This window comes from Streptomyces sp. O3 (assembly GCF_054788135.1).
In genome coordinates this window covers 110,076-130,934 of the sequence record NZ_JBTVYK010000003.1, presented here as the reverse complement: position 1 = coordinate 130,934, position 20,859 = coordinate 110,076, and the positions used below count along the sequence as shown (strand labels likewise).

General features: G+C 72.3%; 20 protein-coding genes. 18 read left to right on the top strand and 2 right to left on the bottom strand.

Features of this window, described 5'->3' with window-relative positions; translation table 11 throughout:
• The first annotated feature begins 40 nt into the window (after window positions 1-40).
• From ACX6XY_RS03035 to ACX6XY_RS03025, 3 genes are all read left to right on the top strand, one after another.
• A complete protein-coding gene (locus tag ACX6XY_RS03035) occupies window positions 41-1,291 on the top strand; it encodes an AAA family ATPase (protein ID WP_460325992.1) in 1,251 nt (416 codons plus the stop codon).
• A complete protein-coding gene (locus ACX6XY_RS03030; protein ID WP_460325990.1) occupies window positions 1,288-1,653 on the top strand; it encodes a nucleotide pyrophosphohydrolase in 366 nt (121 codons plus the stop codon). The genes ACX6XY_RS03035 and ACX6XY_RS03030 overlap by 4 nt, the downstream gene beginning before the upstream one ends.
• A 146-nt stretch (window positions 1,654-1,799) precedes the next feature.
• Window positions 1,800-2,282, top strand: a complete 483-nt coding sequence (locus ACX6XY_RS03025) for a DUF6099 family protein (RefSeq protein WP_460325988.1) — start codon at window positions 1,800-1,802, stop codon at window positions 2,280-2,282.
• A gap of 14 nt (window positions 2,283-2,296) precedes the next feature.
• Here ACX6XY_RS03025 and ACX6XY_RS03020 read toward each other — a convergent pair whose 3' ends face one another.
• Together ACX6XY_RS03020 and ACX6XY_RS03015 are read right to left on the bottom strand one after the other, a co-directional pair.
• Entirely contained in the window at window positions 2,297-2,488 is a 192-nt protein-coding gene (locus ACX6XY_RS03020; RefSeq protein ID WP_460325986.1) for a hypothetical protein, read from the bottom strand.
• A gap of 280 nt (window positions 2,489-2,768) precedes the next feature.
• A complete protein-coding gene (locus ACX6XY_RS03015; RefSeq protein WP_460325984.1) occupies window positions 2,769-3,623 on the bottom strand; it encodes a hypothetical protein in 855 nt (284 codons plus the stop codon).
• A gap of 266 nt (window positions 3,624-3,889) precedes the next feature.
• Here ACX6XY_RS03015 and ACX6XY_RS03010 point away from each other — a divergent pair, with 266 nt between their 5' ends.
• From ACX6XY_RS03010 to ACX6XY_RS02940, 15 genes are all read left to right on the top strand, one after another.
• Window positions 3,890-4,813 carry an LLM class F420-dependent oxidoreductase gene (locus ACX6XY_RS03010; protein WP_460325982.1) on the top strand — a complete coding sequence of 308 codons (924 nt, stop codon included), beginning with the start codon at window positions 3,890-3,892 and terminating at the stop codon, window positions 4,811-4,813.
• 55 nt (window positions 4,814-4,868) lie between these two features.
• On the top strand, window positions 4,869-6,398 hold the full coding sequence (locus tag ACX6XY_RS03005) for a 3' terminal RNA ribose 2'-O-methyltransferase Hen1 (protein ID WP_460325980.1): 1,530 nt from the start codon (window positions 4,869-4,871) through the stop codon (window positions 6,396-6,398).
• Window positions 6,395-8,941, top strand: a complete 2,547-nt coding sequence (locus ACX6XY_RS03000) for a polynucleotide kinase-phosphatase (protein WP_460325978.1) — start codon at window positions 6,395-6,397, stop codon at window positions 8,939-8,941. Before ACX6XY_RS03005 ends, ACX6XY_RS03000 begins: the two co-directional genes overlap by 4 nt.
• Before the next feature lie 79 nt (window positions 8,942-9,020).
• Window positions 9,021-10,253, top strand: coding sequence for an arginine deiminase (locus tag ACX6XY_RS02995; RefSeq protein WP_460325976.1), 1,233 nt, complete (start codon window positions 9,021-9,023; stop codon window positions 10,251-10,253).
• A gap of 105 nt (window positions 10,254-10,358) precedes the next feature.
• Complete coding sequence (argF, locus tag ACX6XY_RS02990; RefSeq protein WP_460325974.1) at window positions 10,359-11,357, top strand: ornithine carbamoyltransferase; 999 nt, start codon at window positions 10,359-10,361, stop codon at window positions 11,355-11,357.
• Window positions 11,358-11,524: 167 nt separating this feature from the next.
• Window positions 11,525-12,307, top strand: a complete 783-nt coding sequence (locus ACX6XY_RS02985) for a 2,3-dihydro-2,3-dihydroxybenzoate dehydrogenase (protein ID WP_460325972.1) — start codon at window positions 11,525-11,527, stop codon at window positions 12,305-12,307.
• A 16-nt stretch (window positions 12,308-12,323) separates the two neighbouring features.
• On the top strand, window positions 12,324-13,520 hold the full coding sequence (locus tag ACX6XY_RS02980; protein ID WP_460325970.1) for an isochorismate synthase: 1,197 nt from the start codon (window positions 12,324-12,326) through the stop codon (window positions 13,518-13,520).
• A complete protein-coding gene (locus ACX6XY_RS02975) occupies window positions 13,517-15,124 on the top strand; it encodes a (2,3-dihydroxybenzoyl)adenylate synthase (RefSeq protein WP_460325968.1) in 1,608 nt (535 codons plus the stop codon). Before ACX6XY_RS02980 ends, ACX6XY_RS02975 begins: the two co-directional genes overlap by 4 nt.
• Window positions 15,124-15,798 carry an isochorismatase family protein gene (locus ACX6XY_RS02970; RefSeq protein WP_460325966.1) on the top strand — a complete coding sequence of 225 codons (675 nt, stop codon included), beginning with the start codon at window positions 15,124-15,126 and terminating at the stop codon, window positions 15,796-15,798. The genes ACX6XY_RS02975 and ACX6XY_RS02970 overlap by 1 nt, the downstream gene beginning before the upstream one ends.
• Window positions 15,795-16,058: a phosphopantetheine-binding protein gene (locus tag ACX6XY_RS02965; protein ID WP_460325964.1), complete on the top strand. Its 264-nt coding sequence runs from the start codon at window positions 15,795-15,797 to the stop codon at window positions 16,056-16,058. The genes ACX6XY_RS02970 and ACX6XY_RS02965 overlap by 4 nt, the downstream gene beginning before the upstream one ends.
• A complete protein-coding gene (locus tag ACX6XY_RS02960) occupies window positions 16,055-16,906 on the top strand; it encodes a siderophore-interacting protein (protein WP_460325962.1) in 852 nt (283 codons plus the stop codon). The genes ACX6XY_RS02965 and ACX6XY_RS02960 overlap by 4 nt, the downstream gene beginning before the upstream one ends.
• 122 nt (window positions 16,907-17,028) lie before the next feature.
• Window positions 17,029-18,039, top strand: coding sequence for an ABC transporter substrate-binding protein (locus ACX6XY_RS02955; RefSeq protein ID WP_460325960.1), 1,011 nt, complete (start codon window positions 17,029-17,031; stop codon window positions 18,037-18,039).
• Window positions 18,036-19,058, top strand: coding sequence for a FecCD family ABC transporter permease (locus ACX6XY_RS02950; protein ID WP_460325958.1), 1,023 nt, complete (start codon window positions 18,036-18,038; stop codon window positions 19,056-19,058). Before ACX6XY_RS02955 ends, ACX6XY_RS02950 begins: the two co-directional genes overlap by 4 nt.
• The gene (locus tag ACX6XY_RS02945) at window positions 19,055-20,077 is read left to right on the top strand and encodes a FecCD family ABC transporter permease (protein WP_460325956.1); all 1,023 of its coding nucleotides are present in this window, start codon (window positions 19,055-19,057) and stop codon (window positions 20,075-20,077) included. Before ACX6XY_RS02950 ends, ACX6XY_RS02945 begins: the two co-directional genes overlap by 4 nt.
• On the top strand, window positions 20,074-20,859 hold the full coding sequence (locus ACX6XY_RS02940) for an ABC transporter ATP-binding protein (RefSeq protein ID WP_460325954.1): 786 nt from the start codon (window positions 20,074-20,076) through the stop codon (window positions 20,857-20,859). Before ACX6XY_RS02945 ends, ACX6XY_RS02940 begins: the two co-directional genes overlap by 4 nt.

The following is a 20,859-nucleotide window of genomic DNA, read 5'->3' as shown; positions in this document are numbered from 1 at the left end:
GGAAGGGTTCTGCGCATCAGTGGTACCTAGCGTCACGCATATGACTGTGATGTGGGACGGCGCGACGGATACCGAGACCCTGACAGAAGCGACGGCTGCGGCGGACACGGCGGATACGGTGGATACGGCAGGCGCGGCAGGCGTGTATACGGGCGGCTGGAGCGCGGGCGGTGGGCCCGCCGTCAGCGAACTGCGGCTCTCCGCCTTCAAGTCGCACCGGGGCGCGGACCTCTCCCTCGGCCCGGTCACGCTCTTCGCGGGGCCGAGCGGCAGCGGCAAGTCCAGTGCGCTGGAGGCCTACGAGGCGTTAGCGCGGCTCGCCGGGGGCACGGCACTCGGCGAGGTGTTTCCCGATCCGGTGGGGTGTGTACCGGAGCGGGCCCGGCCGGACCGTCAGCGGCGACGTGGATTCCGGATCGGCTGCACCGTCGTCGGTCCTGTGGGCCCGGTCCGGCTCGACCTCGCGGTGCAGGCCGAGCCCGAACTCCGGGTGGTCGGCGAGCGGTTGACGTCCGGCTCGGTGGTGCTCCTGGAGTCGGCGCTGCGCGATCCGTCGCGGCGCTCCGTCCAGGCGGCGTGGCACACGGCGGGTACGACGCCGGTGACGAGGGCGCCGCTGCCGGACGACCGCCTGGGCACGGCGCTGCTGCCGCTGCGGGTCGCGGGCAAGACCGCGGGGCAACGGCGGGTGCTGGCCGCGGCCGAGCAGATGGTGGTGGCGCTGCGGTCGGTGTTCCCCTGTGATCCGCGGCCCGCCGGGATGCGGGCGCCGGTGCCGGTCGGGGACGGGCGCCTGCGGGGCGACTGCGGCAACCTCGCCGAGGTGCTGCGGCGGACCAAGGGGGAGTGCGCGGCACGGTACGCGGCGTTGGTGGCGGCGGTGCGGGCGGGGTGCGCCGGGCCGGTTACGGATGTGCGGGCCGATGTGCTCACGGACGGGACGGTACGGGCGGTGCTCGCGCGCGGCGCCGGGCGGGCGGCGATGCCGGTGGAGCGTCTCGGCGACGGCGAACTGCGGTATCTGGCACTGGCGTCGGTGCTGCTCACCGGGCCGGGGGTGCTGGCGGTCGACCCGGTCGCCGAGGTGCCGTCGCCGTACCAGACGCTCACGGTGCTGGCGGACGGGGTCGCGCGCGACATGGACACCCGGCAGGCGCGGGAGCTGCTGGGGCTCGCGGTGCGGATGTGCGGCAGGGGGCGCGTCCGGCTGGTGGGCTCGGTGGGGGATGCCGTGGGTGGGGCGGGCGTGTGCGGCGTGGACGGTGTGACGGTGGTACACCTGAGGCCGTGACCGGACAACTGGATGTAGAGCAGCTACAGCGCAGGCTGGCGGATTTCGCGGCGGCGCGGGACTGGCAGCCGTACCACACGCCCAAGAACCTCACCTCGGCGCTCAGCGTGGAGGCCGCCGAACTGGTGGAGATCTTCCAGTGGTTGACTCCCGAGCAGTCGGCGCGGGTGATGGACGACCCGGAGTCGGCGCACCGGGTGCGGGACGAAGTCGCTGATGTCCTGGCCTATCTGCTGCAGCTGTGCGAAGTGCTCGGAGTCGACCCGCTGGCGGCCCTGGCGGCCAAAATCGACCGCAACGAGCGGCGCTATCCGGTGGGTTCGTCCGCGCCAGTGATCCCTCGTCGTCACTCTGCGGAGTGATGGAGATATCCACAGTCGAAATTCTGTCCACAGATTCCCGAATTCCCCTGGTCTTTCGGGCTGATTGCCTTCACTCTGGGTAGTGGAACCTTAACGGCGTGCAAGCGGCGGAGTGGTCGGCAGTGTGGGATGGACGGGGGTGGCGTATGGACGCGGAGCGGCTCATTCGCGCGAGCAGGGGTGCTCTGGCGCGGAGTGAGGAAGCGGCGGACATCATGGCGGAGGCGTGGCAGGCGCAGGCCCTCGCGCAGGCGATAGGCAGCCGGCTCGCGGTCGGCGGGCCCCCGGAACTGCGGGGCGAGGCGCTGGGGCTGAGCGAGATCAGCGGCCGGGGGTGCGGGGCTCTGGGGCCCCCGCCGCTGGGGCACGACGGGATACGCGCGGCGCGGCTCACGGGTGTCGCTGACGCGCGACGGACGCTGGGCGGTCTGGGCGGTCTGCTGGGAGAGGTCGGGATCGCGCTCGTGGGCGTGGCCTGCTCGGTGGACCAGGAGCCGTGCTATTGGCAGTGTGTTGAGGCCATCGACGCCGCCGATGAGTCGCGGGACCGGGTACTGGAGATGCTTCGCCGTCTCGCGGTCCGCGAGCGAGGCCTGTCCGCCCCGGACGCCAAGGCGGGCCCGCCTTGAGTGGGGAGCCGGTGTCAGGAGGGGGTGTCATCGCCCGTCGGGGCACTACGGGTGCCGGACGACTGGAGATCGGCGTCCAGCTGGGTCAGGTCGGCGTTGAGTGCCGCCATCAGCTCCTCCATCTGCTGGAGCAGGCTCTTGGGCTGACCGCCGTCCTGCTCGGGTACGGACGGCGCGGCCTGCTCAGGCGCGGATTCCTGGGACATGGCGGACTCCTCGGCCCTGGCTCTCCCGGCCAGGGGAGAGGCGGTGGTGCGAAGCGACGCCCGGCATGGGCCGCCGGTGCGGGTGCCGGGCGGTCCGGCTCCGCCCGAGCCAACGATCACTGTGCGGGGTGGTCACTGGCTCGGGCGGCACGGTCCACGGTGCCGACGGATTTTCACCCGCGCGAGGTGACGGGCGAGTTTCGCGGTGACGCGAGCGTCCGGCGAGGTCCGGGCGACCGCCCGGAAACCCCACGGCCGCTCGCGCCGCCGAACGGACGGCCTACTTGGCGCGGTCGAAGCTCTCGGTGCTGCCGTCCGGCCACTTCAACTCGATGGTGTCGCCGTTCACCGTGCCGGTCGCCGAGACGTTCTTCCGCTCGGTGTCGCCCTTCTTCGTACACACGAAGTCGACCTTGAGCGACTTGCCGCCGTCCTCCTCCTCGCCCATGCCGCGGCAGCGGGAGTCATTGTGGAACCCGAGGTACGACATCGAACGCTTGCCCTTGTCGGCCCCGAAGGTTCGCTTGGTCCCGACGATGAGCGACGCCCGCTTGTCGGTGTTCGTCCGCCAGATTCCGCGCAGGCCGTCGTCCGACGCGCCGCCGCTGCCGGGGGCGTCGGCGGACGGCTTGTCTCCGTCGGACGGCTTGTCCTTGGAGTCGTCTCCGCCGGGGGTCTTCAGGTCCGGGGGCTTGATGGAGAGGGAGGGGATCGGGATCGAGGGGTCGGCCAGCGGCGGCGGGTCCTTCTTGCCCTCGTCGTCGTCCTTGGTGAGGAAGTAGACGCCGCCGCCGATCAGGCCGATGGCGGCCACCGCCGCGAGGATGACGCCGACGGTCTTGCCGCTGGAGGCGCCTCCTCCTGGCGGCTGCTGGGGAGGCATCCCGCCGGGCTGCTGCGGCATCCCCCCGTAGGGCGCTCCGGGTGGGCCGGGCGGCGGGCCGGGAGGCTGCTGCCCGTACGGTCCCGGCTGGGGCGGCATGCCCTGTGGGGGCATGCCTTGCGGGGGCATGCCCGGCTGCGGCTGGCCGAAGCCGGGCTGCTGCGGGGGCTGGCCGTAGGGCGGCTGCTGCCCCGGCATGCCCGGTGGCGGCTGCTGCGGATAGCCGTACCCGTCGGGTGGTGGCTGCGTCATGAGTGGATCCCCCGATCCGACGGTCCTCCGCTGCGAGGTCGCCCTTCGCCAGGCCGGGTCCCGTCGTGCGTGTGTATGCGTCTGTGTGCGTCGTAGCTGTCAGCTGCCCGTGTGGGTGTGCGAGGAGTCTCGCACAGCTGAGAGCCAACCCGCGGCGCCCCGCGTCACGCAAGGAGATCGGGGCAGCCGTGACTGACCTGCGACATCCGTTCGGCCCGCCGTGGCCGCGCACCCGAAGTCCGCCGCTGAGCGGGCAGGATGGAGGCATGGATCTCCGTATCTTCACCGAGCCCCAGCAGGGGGCGACCTATGACACGCTGCTGACCGTGGCCAAGGCCACCGAAGACCTGGGGTTTGACGCCTTCTTCCGCTCCGACCACTACCTGAGCATGGGTTCCAGCGACGGGCTGCCGGGACCCACCGACGCCTGGATCACGCTCGCCGGGCTCGCCCGTGAGACGCGGCGCATCCGTCTCGGCACCCTGATGACGGCGGGCACCTTCCGGCTTCCGGGTGTGCTGGCCATCCAGGTCGCGCAGGTCGACCAGATGTCCGGCGGCCGGGTCGAACTGGGCCTAGGGGCAGGCTGGTTCGGGGAGGAGCACCGTGCGTACGGCATCCCCTTCCCCAAGGAGCGGTTCGCCCGGCTCGAGGAGCAGCTGGCCATCGTCACCGGGCTCTGGGCCACCGAGACCGGCAGCACCTTCGACTACGACGGCGCCTACTACCGGCTGACCGACTCACCCGCCCTGCCCAAGCCGACCCAGACCAAGGTCCCGATCCTGATCGGCGGCCATGGCAAGACCCGCACTCCCCGGCTGGCCGCGCGGTACGCCGACGAGTTCAACATCCCCTTCGCCTCGGTCGCCGACAGCGAGCGGCAGTTCGGCCGGGTCCGGGCCGCCGCACAGGAGGCCGGACGCGGCGGCGACGACCTGGTGTACTCCAACGCCCTGGTCGCGTGCGTGGGCAAGGATGACGCCGAGGTGGCCCGCCGGGCCGCCGTGATCGGGCGCGATGTGGCGGAACTGAAGGCCAACGGCCTCGCCGGTTCCCCGGACGAGGTGGTCGACAAGATCGGCCGGTACGCGGAGGCCGGCTGCCAGCGGATCTACCTCCAGATCCTGGATCTGGACGACCTGGACCACCTGGACCTGATCTCCTCGCAGGTGGGCTCGCAGCTGCCCTAGCGCGCCGGGGAAAACCGCTGGTCCAGAGGTCGCCAGGCCGCCCATACTCGGGAGGGTGTTCCTGACGATCAGTGCCACCGGCACCGCCGAGCAGCCCGCCACCGACCTGGGGTTCCTGCTCCACAAGCATCCCGACCGGATGCGGGTGGAGCACCTGGCCCATGGTGTGGCGCGGGTCCTCTACCCCGAGGCGTCCGCCGAGCGCTGCACGGCCGCGCTGCTGCTCGACGTGGACCCCGTGGCGCTGGTGCGGCGCGGCAGAGGCAAGGGCCGGGGCGGCGCGCCCGACTCGGCCCTCGCCCAATACGTCAACGACCGTCCGTACGCGGCGTCCTCGCTGCTGGCCGTCGCCCTCAGCGCGGTGTTCAAGAGCGCCCTGCGGGGCGTCTGCGCCGCGCGCCCCGAGCTGGTGGAGCGGCCGCTGCCGCTGCGGATCGAGGTGCCCGCGCTCCCCGCGCACGGCGGCCCCGAACTGGTCGGCAGGCTCTTCGCGCCGCTGGGCTGGACGGTTACGGCCGATCCGATCGCCCTGGACGAGAGGTTTCCCGCCTGGGGTGACTCGCGGTATGTACGCCTCGTGCTGGAGGGCGAACTGACGCTCGCACAGGCGCTGCGACACCTGTATGTGCTGCTGCCGGTGCTGGACGACGCCAAGCACTACTGGGTCGCGCCCGACGAGGTGGACAAGCTGCTGCGGGCCGGTGACGGCTGGCTGGCCGACCACCCGGAGCAGGAGCTCATCACCAGCCGCTATCTGGCGCGCCGCCGGTCGCTGACCCGCGAGGCGCGCGAGCGGCTCGAACTGGCGCGACTCGCCGACACGGACGACACCGAGGTCGAGGAGATCGACAACGCGGTGGACGAGGACGCCGACACCGAGGAGAAGCCGGTGCCGCTCGCCGTACTCCGCCGCGAGGCGATCCTCGACGCGCTCACCGAGTGCGGCGCGAGCCGTGTGCTCGACCTGGGCTGCGGGCAGGGCCAGCTGGTGCAGGCGCTGCTGAAGGACGTGCGGTTCACCGAGATCGTGGGCGTCGACGTGTCGATGCGCGCGCTGACCACCGCCGCGCGGCGGCTGAAGGTCGAGCGGATGGGGGAGCGCCAGGCGGACCGGGTGCGGCTCCTCCAGGGTTCGCTCGCGTACACCGACAAGCGCCTCAAGGGGTACGACGCGGCGGTGCTGAGCGAGGTCGTCGAGCACGTCGACCTGGAGCGGCTGCCCGCCCTGGAGTACGCCGTGTTCGGCTCGGCCCGGCCGCGTACCGTGCTGGTGACCACGCCGAACGTCGAGTACAACGTGCGCTGGGAGACGCTTCCGGCCGGACACGCGCGCCACGGCGACCACCGCTTCGAGTGGACCCGCCAGGAGTTCCGCGCCTGGGCTGGCGCCGTCGCCGAACGCCACGGGTACGGAGTGGAGTTCAGGCCCGTCGGCCTGGACGACCCCGAGGTGGGCCCGCCGACCCAGATGGCCGTGTTCCGCCTCAGCGACAGCGAGAACCAGCGGAACGGGAATCAGCGAAACGGCAGCCAGCGCAACGAGAGCCAGCGCAACGAGAACCAGAAGGGAGTGCGGGCGGTATGACCACCCTCGCCGTGACCGACCTGTCCCTGGTCGTCCTGGTCGGCGCCACCGGCTCCGGCAAGTCCACCTTCGCCGCCCGGCACTTCACGCCGACCGAGGTCGTCTCCAGCGACTTCTGCCGCGGACTCGTCGCCGACGACGAGAACGACCAGAGCGCCAGCCGCGACGCCTTCGACGTCCTGCACTACATCGCGGGCAAGCGCCTCGCCGCGGGCCGCCGCACCGTCGTCGACGCCACCAACGTGCAGTCCGACGGCCGCAGACAGCTGATCCAGCTGGCGCGCCAGCACGATGTGCTGCCGATCGCGATCGTCCTGGACGTCCCGGAGCAGGTGTGCGCCGAGCGCAACGCGAACCGCCCCGACCGGGCCGCGCTGCCGCGCCGCGTCATCCAGCGCCACCAGCGCGAACTGCGCCGCTCCCTGCGCCACCTGGAGCGCGAGGGCTTCCGCAAGGTGCACGTCCTGCGCGGCGTGGAGGAGATCGAGCGCGCCGAGATCTCCCTGGAGCGCCGCTACAACGACCTCACCCACCTCACCGGCCCCTTCGACATCATCGGCGACGTCCACGGCTGCCGCTCCGAGCTGGAGACCCTGCTCGGCAAGCTCGGCTATGTGGACGGCTCGCACCCCGACGGCCGTACGGCCGTCTTCGTCGGCGACCTGGTCGACCGGGGCCCGGACAGTCCGGGCGTCCTGCGCCGGGTGATGTCGATGGTCGCCTCCGGCGACGCGCTGTGCGTGCCCGGGAACCATGAGAACAAGCTCGGCCGTTACCTCAAGGGAAGAAACGTCCAGCACACCCACGGTCTCGCCGAGACCCTCGCGCAACTGGAAGGGGAGAGCGAGGAGTTCCGCGCACAGGTGCGGGAGTTCATCGACGGTCTGGTCAGCCACTACGTCCTCGACGAGGGCAAGCTCGTCGTCTGCCACGCCGGGCTGCCCGAGAAGTACCACGGCCGCACCTCGGGGCGGGTGCGCTCGCACGCGCTGTACGGCGACACCACGGGCGAGACCGACGCGTTCGGGCTGCCCGTGCGCTACCCGTGGGCGGAGGAGTACCGCGGCCGGGCCGCCGTGGTGTACGGCCACACACCCGTGCCCAGTACCTCCTGGGTGAACAACACGATCTGCCTGGACACCGGCGCGGTGTTCGGCGGGAAGATGACGGCGCTGCGCTGGCCGGAGCGCGAGCTGGTCGACGTACCGGCCGAGCGGGTCTGGTACGAGCCCGCCAAGCCGTTGGCCACCGAGGCGCCCGGCGGGCATGAGGGACGCCCGCTGGACCTCGGCGACGTCCAGGGCCGCCGGGTCGTCGAGACCCGGCACGCGGGGCGGATCTCGGTGCGCGAGGAGAACGCGGCGGCGGCGCTTGAGGTGATGAGCCGCTTCGCCGTCGACCCGAGGCTGCTGCCGTATCTGCCGCCGACCATGGCGCCGACCGCGACGTCCCGGCGCGACAGCTACCTGGAGCACCCGGCGGAGGCGTTCGCGCAGTACGCGGCGGACGGCGTGCGGCGCGTGGTGTGCGAGGAGAAGCACATGGGCTCGCGGGCGGTGGTGCTGCTCTGCCGGGACGCGCGGACGGCGCGCGAGCGCTTCGGCGTCGCGGGCGGCCTGACCGGGGCTGACGGCCCGACCGGCTCGGTCTGCACACGTACCGGCCGCCCCTTCTTCGACGACCCGTCCGTCACCGAAGAGGTCCTGGACCGGCTGCGCACCGCGGTCACCGATGCCGGGCTCTGGGAGGAGCTGGCGACCGACTGGCTGCTGCTCGACGCGGAGCTGCTGCCCTGGTCGCTCAAGGCCTCCGGGCTGCTCCGCAAGCAGTACGCGGCCGTGGGCGCCGCCTCCGGCGCGGTCTTCCCCGACGCCCTGGCCGCCGTCGAAGCGGCCGCGGCGCGCGGGGTGGACGGAGCCGGTGAGCTGCTGGCCGGACAGCGGGACCGGGCCGCGGACGCCGCCGCGTTCACGGACGCGTACCGCCGCTACTGCTGGGACACCGACGGCCTGGACGGGGTGCGGCTCGCGCCGTTCCAGCTGCTGGCCGTGCGGGGGCGCAGCCTGGCCGGGCTGCCGCACGACCAGCAGCTCGCGCTGCTCGACCGGATGATCGAGCACGACGGTTCGGGGCTGCTGCGCACCACCCGGCGGCTGTATGTCGACACCGGCGACGACGCGTCCGTACAGGCGGGCGTCGACTGGTGGCTGGAGATGACCGGGCGGGGCGGCGAGGGCATGGTCGTCAAGCCGCTGGACGCGCTGGTGCGGGACGGGAAGGGCCGCCTGGCGCAGCCCGGCGTCAAGTGTCGTGGCCGCGAGTATCTGCGGATCGTCTACGGTCCCGAGTACACCAGGCCGGACAACCTCCGGCGGCTGCGTGAACGCTCGCTCGGCCACAAGCGCTCGCTCGCCCTGCGGGAGTACGCGCTCGGGCTGGAGGCGCTGGACCGGCTGGCCGACGGCGAGCCGCTGTGGCGGGTGCACGAGGCGGTCTTCGCGGTACTCGCGCTCGAATCGGAGCCGGTCGACCCGCGGCTGTGAAAGACAGCTCCCGGCTCCGGTCGGCGGTATCCGGTGATTGTCACGGCGCGGCACCCCGGTCTCGGCCAGGATGGGTTCCATGGGATTCCATGTCGACTCCGAGGCCGGGCGGCTGCGCCGCGTGATCCTGCACCGCCCCGATCTCGAGCTGAAGCGCCTCACGCCCAGCAACAAGGACGCCCTGCTCTTCGACGACGTGCTGTGGGTGCGCCGGGCCCGCCACGAGCACGACGGGTTCGCCGACGTCCTGCGCGACCGGGGCGTGGCCGTGCACCTCTTCGGCGACCTGCTGCGCGAGACCCTGGACGTCCCGGCCGCCAGGGACCTCGTCCTCGGCCGGGTCTTCGACGAGAAGGAGTACGGGCCGCTGGCCGCCGGGCCGCTGCGCGAGGCCATGGAGACCACGCCGTCGACGGACCTGGTGGAGGCCCTGGTCGGCGGCATGACCAAGCGCGAGTTCCTGGAGCGTCACCCGGAGCCGACGTCGGTGCGCTTCCACGCCATGGAGCTGGACGACTTCCTGCTGCGCCCGCTGCCCAACCACCTCTTCACCCGCGACACCTCCGCCTGGATCTACGACGGGGTGTCGATCAACGCGATGCGCTGGCCCGCGCGGCAGCGCGAGACCGTCCACTTCGAGGCGATCTACCGGCACCACCCGCTGTTCACCGGGCCCGAGGCCGGGGCCTTCCACCACTGGTCGGAGGGCCAGAGCGACTACCCGTCGACCATCGAGGGCGGCGATGTGCTGGTCATCGGCAAGGGCGCGGTGCTGATCGGGATGAGCGAGCGCACGACGCCGCAGGCCGTGGAGATGCTGGCCCACAAGCTGTTCGCGGCGGGCAGCGCGAGCGTGATCGTGGCCCTGGACATGCCCAAGAGCCGGGCGTTCATGCACCTGGACACGGTGCTGACGATGATCGACGCGGACACCTTCACGCAGTACGCGGGCCTCGGCATGCTCCGCTCGTACACCATCGAGCCCGCCGACGACGCTCGGGAGCTCAAGGTCACCGACCACCCGCCGGAGCATATGCACCGGGCCATCGCCTCAGCCCTGGGGCTGAGCGCCATTCGCGTGCTGACGGCCACCCAGGACGTGCACGCGGCGGAGCGCGAGCAGTGGGACGACGGCTGCAATGTGCTGGCGGTCGAACCGGGGGTGGTCCTCGCCTACGAGCGGAACGCGACCACCAACACCTATCTGCGCAAGCAGGGCATCGAGGTGATCGAGATTCCGGGCAGCGAGCTGGGCCGGGGGAGGGGCGGCCCGCGCTGCATGAGCTGCCCGGTCGAACGCGACCCGGTCTAGCGCCGAGTCCGGCACCGAACAGGGCCCTGTATAGAAATGTCGACCGTCGTATAGACTTCCAGCCTTCCCGTCTTGCCGACCCGTCCTCGCAGTACAGGAGCGCCCATGGCCACCGACCTCACCGGCCGCCACTTCCTCAAGGAGCTGGACTTCACCGCCGAGGAGTTCCGCGGCCTGATCGCCCTGGCCGCCGAGCTCAAGGCCGCCAAGAAGGCGGGGGCCGAGTCCCGGCGGCTGGTCGGGAAGAGCATCGCGCTGATCTTCGAGAAGACCTCGACGCGCACCCGCTGCGCCTTCGAGGTGGCGGCCGCCGACCAGGGGGCGTCGACCACGTACCTCGACCCCTCCGGCTCGCAGATCGGGCACAAGGAGTCGGTACGCGACACCGCGCGGGTGCTCGGCCGGATGTTCGACGGCATCGAGTACCGCGGCGACAGCCAGGCCGCCGTCGAGGAGCTCGCCGCGCACGCCGGGGTGCCCGTGTTCAACGGGCTGACCGACGACTGGCACCCGACCCAGATGCTCGCCGACATGCTCACCATGGCCGAGCACACGACCAAGCCGCTCGGCGAGGTCGCCTTCGCCTACCTCGGCGACGCCCGGTTCAACATGGGCAACTCGTACCTGATCACCGGCGCGCTGCTGGGGATGGACGTACGGATCGTCGCGCCCGCGTCCTACTGGCCCGCCGGGGAGATCGTCGCACGGGCCCACGAGCTCGCCGCGGCCAGCGACGCCCGGATCACCCTCACCGAGGACGTCGCCGACGGCGTGCGCGGGGCGGACTTCGTCGCCACCGACGTCTGGGTGTCGATGGGGGAGCCGCGGGAGGTCTGGGACGAGCGGATCGCCGCGCTCGCGCCGTACGCGGTGACCATGGACGTGCTGCGAGCCGCCCGGAACCCCGACGTCAGGTTTCTGCACTGCCTTCCGGCCTTCCATGACCTGGGTACCAAGGTGGGCCGCGAGATCCACGAGCGGCACGGCCTGAGCGCACTCGAAGTGACGGACGAGGTCTTCGAGTCGGCGCACTCGGTCGTCTTCGACCAGGCCGAGAACCGGCTGCACACCATCAAGGCGGTCCTGGTGGCCACCCTCACGTAGCGGAGAGACGCGTTTCGGGCCCGCAGGGCGTAGTCCTGCGGGCCCGCGGCGTGCCCGCGGATCATCACACAGGGTCAGCTCTGTTCAGGGGCTTGCGTGGTGGCTGGTTTGCGCTCAGCCTCAGTAGTGATTAGGTTAGCCTTACCTAATCTGCTCGGGGGGAACGTATGACGACCCGGAATACGGGGGTCGCCGGCTCGGTCGCGCTGGTCACCGGCGCGGCCAGAGGAATCGGTGCCGCCGTGGTGGACGGACTCGTCCGCGAGGGCGCCACCGTCGCCGCCCTGGACGTGGACGCCGACGGACTGGCCGAACTCGTGGACCGTTCGGACGGCCGGGTGGTGGCCTACGTCGTGGACGTGGCGGACGCCGGCGCGGTCACCGATGTGGTCGAACAGATCGAGCGCGGGATCGGGCCCGTCGACATCGGGGTGTCCGTCGCGGGCATCCTGCGGCCGGGTCTGGTGTATGAGACCACCGACGAGGACTGGGCGGACACCTTCGCCGTCAACACCACCGGGGTGTTCGCCGTACTGCGCGAACTCGCCCGCAAGATGGTGCCCCGCGGGCGCGGCTCGCTGGTCACCGTCGGGTCCAACGCCGCGGGCGTGCCGCGTACGGGGATGGGAGCGTACGCCGCGTCCAAGGCCGCGGCCACGATGCTCACCCGGTGCCTCGGCCTTGAACTGGCCCGCCACGGCATCCGGTGCAACGTGGTCTCGCCCGGATCGACCGACACCCCGATGCAGCGGCAGCTGTGGACCGGCGAGGACGACCTCGCGCGGGTGATCGCGGGGACCCCCGAGCAGTTCCGGGTGGGCATCCCACTGGGTCGCATAGCCGACCCGGCCGACATCGCCGACGCCGTGCTGTTCCTGGTCTCCGACCGCGCCCGGCACATCACCATGCAGGACCTGTTCGTCGACGGCGGCGCGACTCTGCGCGCCTGAGAAAGGAATAGCCGACGTGTCCCTATCCGCGCTTGTGCGCCCCAGGCCCGTACACCGGGCAGCCGATCTGCTGACCGCCTATCTGCCAGGGTCGTTCTACTTCTCCTCCACGCGGGGCGCGCTGCTCGCCGACGGCGTGCACGCCCGGGTCCGGCCCGGCGGCGAAGCGCGGGCATCGGCCGCCGCCGAGGCGCTGGGCCGGGCCGCGGCGGCGGGGCTGCCCGAGCCCGTGGTCGTCGGGGCCGTCGGGTTCCGCCCGGAGGCCGAGACCGGCCTGGTGGTGCCGTCCGTGGTGCGGCGCGCGGGCGTTCCCGACGCCGTACGGGCCCCCGAGGCGGAGTCCGGCGTGGCATGGACGGTCACCCCGCGCCCCGAGCCCGCCGCGTACGCCGACAGTGTGCGCCGCGCCCTTGACCTCATCGGCCGCGGCGACCTGCGCAAGGTCGTCCTGGCCCGCTGCCTGGAGCTGACCGCCGACACCCCGGTCTGGGTGCCCGCGCTGCTGGCCCGGCTGGTGCGGGCCGACCCGGCCGCGTACGCCTTCGCCGCCGATGTCACCGCGCCCGGAGATCCCGCGCCGCGCACACTCGTCGGGGCCAGCCCCGAACTGCTGGTGTCCCGGCGCGGCACGACGGTGGTCGCCAACCCGCTGGCCGGGTCGATACCCCGGTCCGGCGACGCGGCCCTCGACCGGGAACGGATCGCGCGGCTGCGCGAGTCCGCCAAGGACCTCGGCGAACACGCCCACACCGCCGGACAGGTGGCCGACGTACTCGGCGGGTTCTGCGCTGATCTGGAGGTGCCTGACGGGCCCGAGGTGATCGGCACGCCGACGATGTGGCACCTGTCCACCCGGATCACCGGGCGGCTGGCGGACCCGGCCGACCCCGCCAGCTCGGCGCTCGGTCTCGCCGAGGCGCTGCACCCGACGCCCGCGGTGTGCGGGGTCCCGGCGGCCGGGGCGCTCGCGGCCATCGCGGACCTGGAACCGGAGGACCGCGGCTACTACGCCGGGATGGTCGGCTGGACCGGGCTCGACGGCGACGGCGAGTGGGCGGTGACGATCCGCAGCGCCGAGGTGTGCGACCGGACGGTCCGGCTGTTCGCCGGGGCCGGGATCGTGGACGGCTCCGACCCGGCCGCCGAACTGGCCGAGACCGCCGCGAAGTTCCGCACGCTGCTGCGTGCCATCGGCCTGGAGGGCGTGGCGTGACCGTGGACCATGTGCCCTGGCCGCCGGAGGCCGCCGCCCGCTACCGGGCCGCCGGTCACTGGCGGGGAGAGACCTTCGGGGCGCTGCTGACGTCGCTCGCCGGTACGTACGCTGAGCGGACCGCCGTCATCGGCGGGGACATCCGGTGGACCTTCGCCGAACTGGACGAGCGGGCCCACCGGATCGCGGCCGGACTGGTCGACTCCGGTCTCGCGCCCGGCGACCGGGTGGTGTTGCAACTGCCCAACATCCCGGAGTTCCTGCCGGTGGTGTTCGGGATGTGGCGGGCCGGTGTGCTGCCGGTGTTCGCCCTGCCCGCGCACCGGCACAGCGAGCTGCGGCACTTCGCCGAGCAGAGCGAGGCCGCCGCCATCGTCACGGTCGGTACCTACGAGCGGCACGACCACGCCGCCGTGGCCCGTGCCGTCGCCTCCGAAGTGCCCTCCGTACGAGAGGTGTTGGTCGTCGGGTCGGATGAGTTCGCCGCGCTGGCCGCGACCGGGCCGCGCGAACTGCCCGACCCCGACCCGGAGGGCGTGGCGTTCCTCCAGCTCTCCGGGGGGAGCACCGGGCTGCCGAAGCTGATCCCGCGCACCCACGACGACTACCTCTACAGCGTCCGCGAGAGCGCCGGGATCTGCGGGCTCAGCCCGGACAGCGTCTACCTGGCCGCGCTTCCCGTGGCGCACAACTATCCGCTCAGCTCGCCGGGAGTGCTGGGCGCGCTGTACGCGGGCGCGGCCACGGTGATGGCGCCGCGGCCGGACGCGGACACCGCGTTCCGGCTGATCGAGGCCGAGCGGGTCACGATCACCGGCGTGGTGCCGCCGCTGGCGGCTGCCTGGGTGCAGGCCGCGGCCCGTACCGACCGTGATCTGTCCTCTCTTGAGGTGCTGCTGGTCGGCGGGGCCAAGTGCGGGCGCGAACTGGCCGAACGGATCGGCCCCGCGCTCGGCTGCCGGCTGCAGCAGGTGTTCGGGATGGCCGAAGGACTGGTCTGCTACACGCGCCTGGACGATCCGGACGAGATCGTGCTCGGGACCCAGGGCCGCCCGATCTCCCCTGACGACGAGGTACGTGTCGTCGACCCGGAGACCGGCGCCGATGTGGCTCCGGGCGAGGTGGGCGCGCTGCTCACCCGCGGCCCGTACACGATCCGCGGCTACTACCGGGCCGAGGAGCACAACGCCGCCGCGTTCACCCCGGACGGCTTCTACCGGACCGGTGACCTGGTACGACGTACGCCCACAGGGCAACTCGAAGTCGTCGGCCGGGCCAAGGAGCAGATCAACCGGGGCGGCGAGAAGGTCGCGGCCGAAGAGGTCGAGAACCATCTGATGGCCCATCCGGGCGTGCTCGACGCCGCCGTCGTCGCGGTACCCGACCCGTATCTGGGCGAGCGGACCTGCGCGTACGTCGTGCCCATGGCCCAAGAGCGGCCCACCGGGCGGGAGTTGCGCGCCTTCGTACGCGAGCGCGGGGTGGCCGCGTTCAAGGTGCCTGACCTGGTGCAGGTCGTCGAGGAGTTCCCGGTGACCGGCGTCGGCAAGACCAGCAAGCGCGAGCTGAGGGCGGCCCTGGCCGCACTCGCTCGGAAGGAGTGATGAGTGTGTCCCTGCCCGAGATACGGCCCTATCCGCTGCCCACGGCCGCCGAACTGCCCGCGGGGCGGGTGGCCTGGCGGCCCGACCCGGACCGCGCGGCCCTGCTGATCCACGACATGCAGCGCTACTTCCTGGCGCCCTACGCCGGGGCTCCGGTGCCCGAGGTGACCGCGAACATCGCGCGGCTCGCCGACGCCGCCCGCGAGCGGGGGATTCCGGTCTTCTACACCGCGCAGCCCGGCAGGCAGGAGGCCGCGGACCGCGGGCTGCTCACCGAGTTCTGGGGCGACGGCATCGGCGCGGTGATCGACTCCGACCCGGCGGCCGCGGACGTCGTCGACGCGCTCGCCCCGGCCGAGGCCGACACCGTACTGGTCAAGTGGCGCTACAGCGCGTTCCAGCGCAGCACGTTCGCCGAGCAACTGGCCGCGCTCGGCCGTGACCAGCTGCTGATCACCGGCGTCTACGCGCACATCGGCTGCCAGGCCACCGCCGTCGAGGCGTTCATGCGGGACGTGCGGCCGTTCCTGGTGGCCGACGCGGTCGCCGACTTCTCCCGCGAACGCCACGACCAGGCATGCGAGTACGTCGCCCAGCGCTGCGGCGTCGTCACCACCACCGCCGACGCGCTGACCGCCCTGTCCGCGCCGATCCCCGCAGGAGCCGCCCGATGAGCCAGCCCGTGAGCCAGACCACGAGCCAGACCCTGTCGCCCGAGCGCGTCCGCGCCGACGTGGCGGAGCTGCTGGGCTGCGACCCGGCCGCCATCGCGCCCGACGACGACCTGTTCGACCTCGGCCTGGACTCGGTACGGATCATGACCCTGGTCGAGCGCTGGCGCGCCGCGGGGGCGAGCACACTGGAATTCCCCGACCTGGCCGAACAGCCCGAACTGGGCCACTGGACGGCCCTGCTGACCGGAGCGGCCGCATGACCCGCGTCGACCACCGGCACCGGCACCTGGACCGGATCGCCGAGGTCCGCGCGGGCCGCCACGCCGAGAAGGTGGGCTACCCGATCCATCTCCGGGAGACCGAGGTCGTACGGACCGCCATGGTCGGGACCGGACTGCTGCGGGTGACCCTGGGCGGGCCGGGCGCGAAGGGATTCGAGGCCCACGCGCCGGACGAGCATGTGAAGCTGATCTTCCCCGAGCCGGACGGCTCGCTGCGGCTGCCCGAGCGGAACGGCATGATGCTGCGCTGGCCACGGCCCGCGCCCACCTCGCGCGAGTACACCGTGCGCCGCTACGACCCGGTCGCGGGCGAGATCGACATCGACATCGCCCCGCACGACGGCGGTCTCGCGTCGGGTTGGGCGCAGAAGGTCCGGCCGGGCGCGGTCCTGCATGTCGCGGGCCCGCCCGGCGGCCTGATCGTCCCGCACACTTACGACCGCTATCTGCTCGCGGGCGACATCACGGCGCTGCCCGCGATCGCCCGCTGGCTGGAGGAGCTGCCGCGGAGCGCGCGGGGCTGGGCGTTCGTCGAAGTCGCCGACGCCGCCCAGGAGATCGAGCTCTCCGCGCCCCAGGGCGTCGAGGTGCGCTGGCTGCACCGCGGCGACCGCCCGGCGGGCACCGGCGACGCGCTGGCGCGTGCCGTGACCGCGGTGACCGTGCCCGAGGGCGAGCGGGTGTACGTGTGGGCCGCGGGCGAGGCGGGGCAGATCAAGCCGCTGCGCCGCTGGGTCCGCGACGAGCTGCGGCTGGAGAAGGCCGACCACGACATCACCGGCTACTGGAAGCGCGGCGTCGCCGACTTCGACGAAGACGACCACTGACCAACTGGCTGACCTGACAGGGGCGGACGTCCTGCCGCTGCCCGGTCGCCATGCCCTGAAGGCCACCTAGCGAGGTGAGCCTTACCTAATAAATCCCTTGCCTCATGAATACGGAGTTCCCTATGTCCATGCGTAGATCGTCAGGCCTCGTCGGCGCCGTGGTGCTGGCCCTGGCCCTGACCGGGTGCGGCTCCTCGTCCTCCGACAGCGGATCGGACAAGGCCAAGAAGGACGACAAGAGCGAGACGCGGGTGTTCGCCGCGGACAACGGCAAGATCACCATCCCCGCCGACCCGCAGCGCGTGGTCGCCACTGGCTACGCCGTACCCGTCATGATCGAGGCCGACGCGCCGCTGGTCGGGATCTCCTCCTGGCAGCGCGGTGAACCCATGATGAGCGAGGAGGACCTGGCCACCTACAAGAAGCTCCCCAAGATCGCGGGTGAGCAGGCGGCCGAGACCAACTACGAGGCCGTCGCCGAGGCCGACCCCGACCTCATCGTCATCGGCGTCCCCGCCCCGGTGCTCGGCGACATCGACGTCAAGCGGCTGGAGTCCATCGCCCCCGTCGTGGCGATCGGCCCGACCGTGCCGTCCGCGTGGCGCGAACTGTCCCGCAAGCAGGCCGACGCGGCGGGCTCGCTCAAGCAGTTCGACGCCGTGCAGAAGGCGTACGAGGCCAAGGCCGACAAGCTGGCCAAGAAGTACAAGGACGCGCTGTCCCCGTACAAGGTCGGCCACATCGGCTCGTACGGCGACGTCGCCAAGGGCACCTTCCAGCGCGAGTTCAGCGGATCCTGGGGCACCAACATCGCCGAGGACATCGGCGCCGAGTACTACGGCAAGGTCAAGGAGTCCGGGCCCGGCTCGCGCTCGGTCAGCGAGTACCCCTCCATCGAGGAACTCCCGGACTCGCTCGGCGAGGCCGACGTCATCACCTACTCCGTCAAGGCCGACGGCAGCGTCCCGGAGTCGGTCAAGTACGTCATGGACTCCAAGCTGTGGAAGAACCTGCCCGCCGTGAAGGCCGGGAAGACCTTCCCGATCCGCTACACCGAGGCCGCGACCTACGGGCAGGCCATGCAGACCCTGGACGCGATCGACACGTCGTTCGCGCCGCTGCTGGACCAGTGACCGTCGCAGGGCACGCCCCCGAGACGGCGAGAACCAGACGGGCGGCGCCGCAGCTCGGCCTGCTCGCCGGCGGACTGGTCCTGCTGGCCGCCGTCGCCGTACTCAGCATCGGCATCGGCGCCCGCCCGGTCCCGCCCGCCGAGGTCGTACGAGCGCTGCTGGACTTCCAGGGCACCGACGACCATGTGATCGTGCGGGACGTCCGGGCGCCCCGCGCGCTGCTGGCCGTCGCGGTGGGCGCCGCCCTGGCGGTCGCGGGCGCGCTGATCCAGACCCTCGCCCGCAACCCGCTGGCCGAACCCGGCATCCTCGGGGTCACCGCGGGCGCCGGGTTCGCCATCACCGTCGGCTCGGCGCTCGGCCTGGCCACCGGACAGGCGGGCGAACTGGGCTTCGCGGTCATCGGATCGGTGCTCGCGGCGCTGCTGGTCGCCGCGGTCGGGCGCGGCTCGCCGCTGCGCCTGGTGCTCACCGGCGTGGCCCTGACCGCGGTGCTCGGCGGCGTCGGACTGGGCCTCAGACTGATGCTCCCGGACGTCTTCGACATGTACCGGTTCTGGTCGGTCGGCTCGCTCGCGGCCCGCGAACAAGCGCCCCTGGAACTGCCGTTGGCCGCGATCGGAGCGTCCCTGCTCGGCGCGCTGCTGCTGAGCCGGACGCTGGGCGTCCTGACGCTCGGCGAGAGCGTGGCGCACACGCTGGGCGCGGGCGTCGTCCGGGTACGGGCCGCCACACTGGCCCTGATCACCGTGCTCAGCGGGGCGGCGACGGCGATCGCCGGGCCGATCCTGTTCGTCGGACTGATCGTGCCGCACCTGGTCCGCCGACCGGCGGGCGGCTCGGTGCCGTGGCTGATCCTCTACACGATGGTGCTCGGCCCGATCCTGCTGCTGGTCGCCGACATCGGGTCGCGGGTCCTGCTGCCCACCGGCGAGGTGCCGGTCGCCGTCGTCACCGCGTTCCTCGGCGGCCCGATGCTGATCTGGGCCGTCCGCCGCTACGGGGCGGGGGCGCTGTGACCGTCGTCGAACCGCGGGAACGCAAGGCACTGCCCCGGCCGCGGGCCGAACGCCGCACGGTCGTCCTCACCGCGGTGCTGGTCGCCCTGCTGCTCGGCCTGGGACTGCTCGGGCTCTGCTACGGCGCGTCCTGGTCCACACCCGGCGAGGTACTGGCCGTACTCACCGGAGCCGAACACTCCGTGGTGATCCTGGACTGGCGTCTGCCACGGGTGCTGGCCGGACTGGTCTTCGGCGCCGCACTCGGCGTGGCCGGAGCCCTCTTCCAGAACCTCACCCGCAACCCGATGGGCAGCCCCGACGTCATCGGCCTCGACGCGGGCGCCTACACCGGCGCACTCGTCGCCCTCACCGTACTGTCCGGCACCTCCGCGCAGTTGGCCGTCGGCTCGGTGGCCGGTGGACTTCTCGTCGCGACGGCCATCTATCTGCTCTCGTTCGACCGGGGCTTCTCCGGGCTGCGTCTCGTCGTCATCGGCATCGCGGTCAACGCCATGGTGACCGCGGTCAACTCGTGGATCGTGCTGCGCGCCGAACTGGAGGTGGCGATCGCCGCGGTCGGCTGGAGCGCGGGCTCACTCAACGGAGTGGGCTGGGCCGACCTGTGGATTCCGTTCACGGTGATCGCCGTACTGCTGACCCTGATGGCCACCCGCGCGCACGCCATGCACCAGGCGTCGCTCGGCGACGCGATCGCGGTGGCCACCGGGGTCGGGCTCGACCGGCTGCGCCTGCTGATGGTCCTGGTCGGCGTCGGCTGCACCGCCACGGTGACCGCGGTGGCCGGGCCGATCGCGTTCATCGCGCTGGCCGCCCCGCAGATCGGCCGCAGGCTCGCGGGCGCGGCCGGAGTGCCGCTGCTCCCGGCCGCGCTGACCGGTGCGGTGCTGCTCCAAGGCGCCGATCTGCTCGCCCAGATGCTGCTGGCGCCCGTCGCGCTGCCGGTCGGCGTGGTGAGCACCGCGATCGGCGGCTGCTATCTGATCTGGCTGTTGACCAAGGAGGTGAGGCGCGCGTGACCGCACGCCTGACCGCGCGGGACATCACCCTGCGCTACGGCGACCGAGTGGTGTCCACCCGGCTCAGCCTGGACGTACCCGACGGGGCGTTCACCGCCGTCGTCGGCCCCAACGCCTGCGGGAAGTCCACCCTGCTGCGGGCGCTGGTGCGGCTGCTGCGGCCCGACGCCGGGCAGGTGCGGTTCGACGGCCGCGAGGTCGGCGGCTACCCGGCGAAGGCGCTGGCCAAGCACCTCGGGTTCCTGCCGCAGGACCCGCTGGCCCCCGACGACATCAAGGTCCGCCAGCTGGTCGGCCGGGGACGGTTCCCGCACCAGTCGCTGCTGGCCATGTGGTCGAGCGGCGACGAGGAGGCCGTCGCCGAGGCGATGGCCGCGGCCGGTGTCGAGGACCTGGGCGACCGGCCGGTGCAGGAGCTGTCCGGCGGTCAGCGGCAGCGGGTGTGGATGGCCATGGTCCTCGCCCAGCGGACGCCCTACCTGCTGCTCGACGAACCCACGTCGTTCCTGGACATCACCCACCAGTACCAACTCCTCGGCCTGCTCGCCCGGTTGCGCGACGAGGGCCGCACGGTGATCGCCGTCCTGCACGACATCAACCAGGCATGCCGGTTCGCCGACCACCTGGTCGCCATGAAGGACGGCCGCGTGGTCGCCGAGGGCGACCCCGCGGACATCGTGGACGCCGCGCTGATCAAGGACGTGTTCGACCTGCCGAGCGTGATCGTCCCCGACCCGGTGACCGGAACGCCGATGGTCGTCCCCACACTTCAAGGAGAGTAA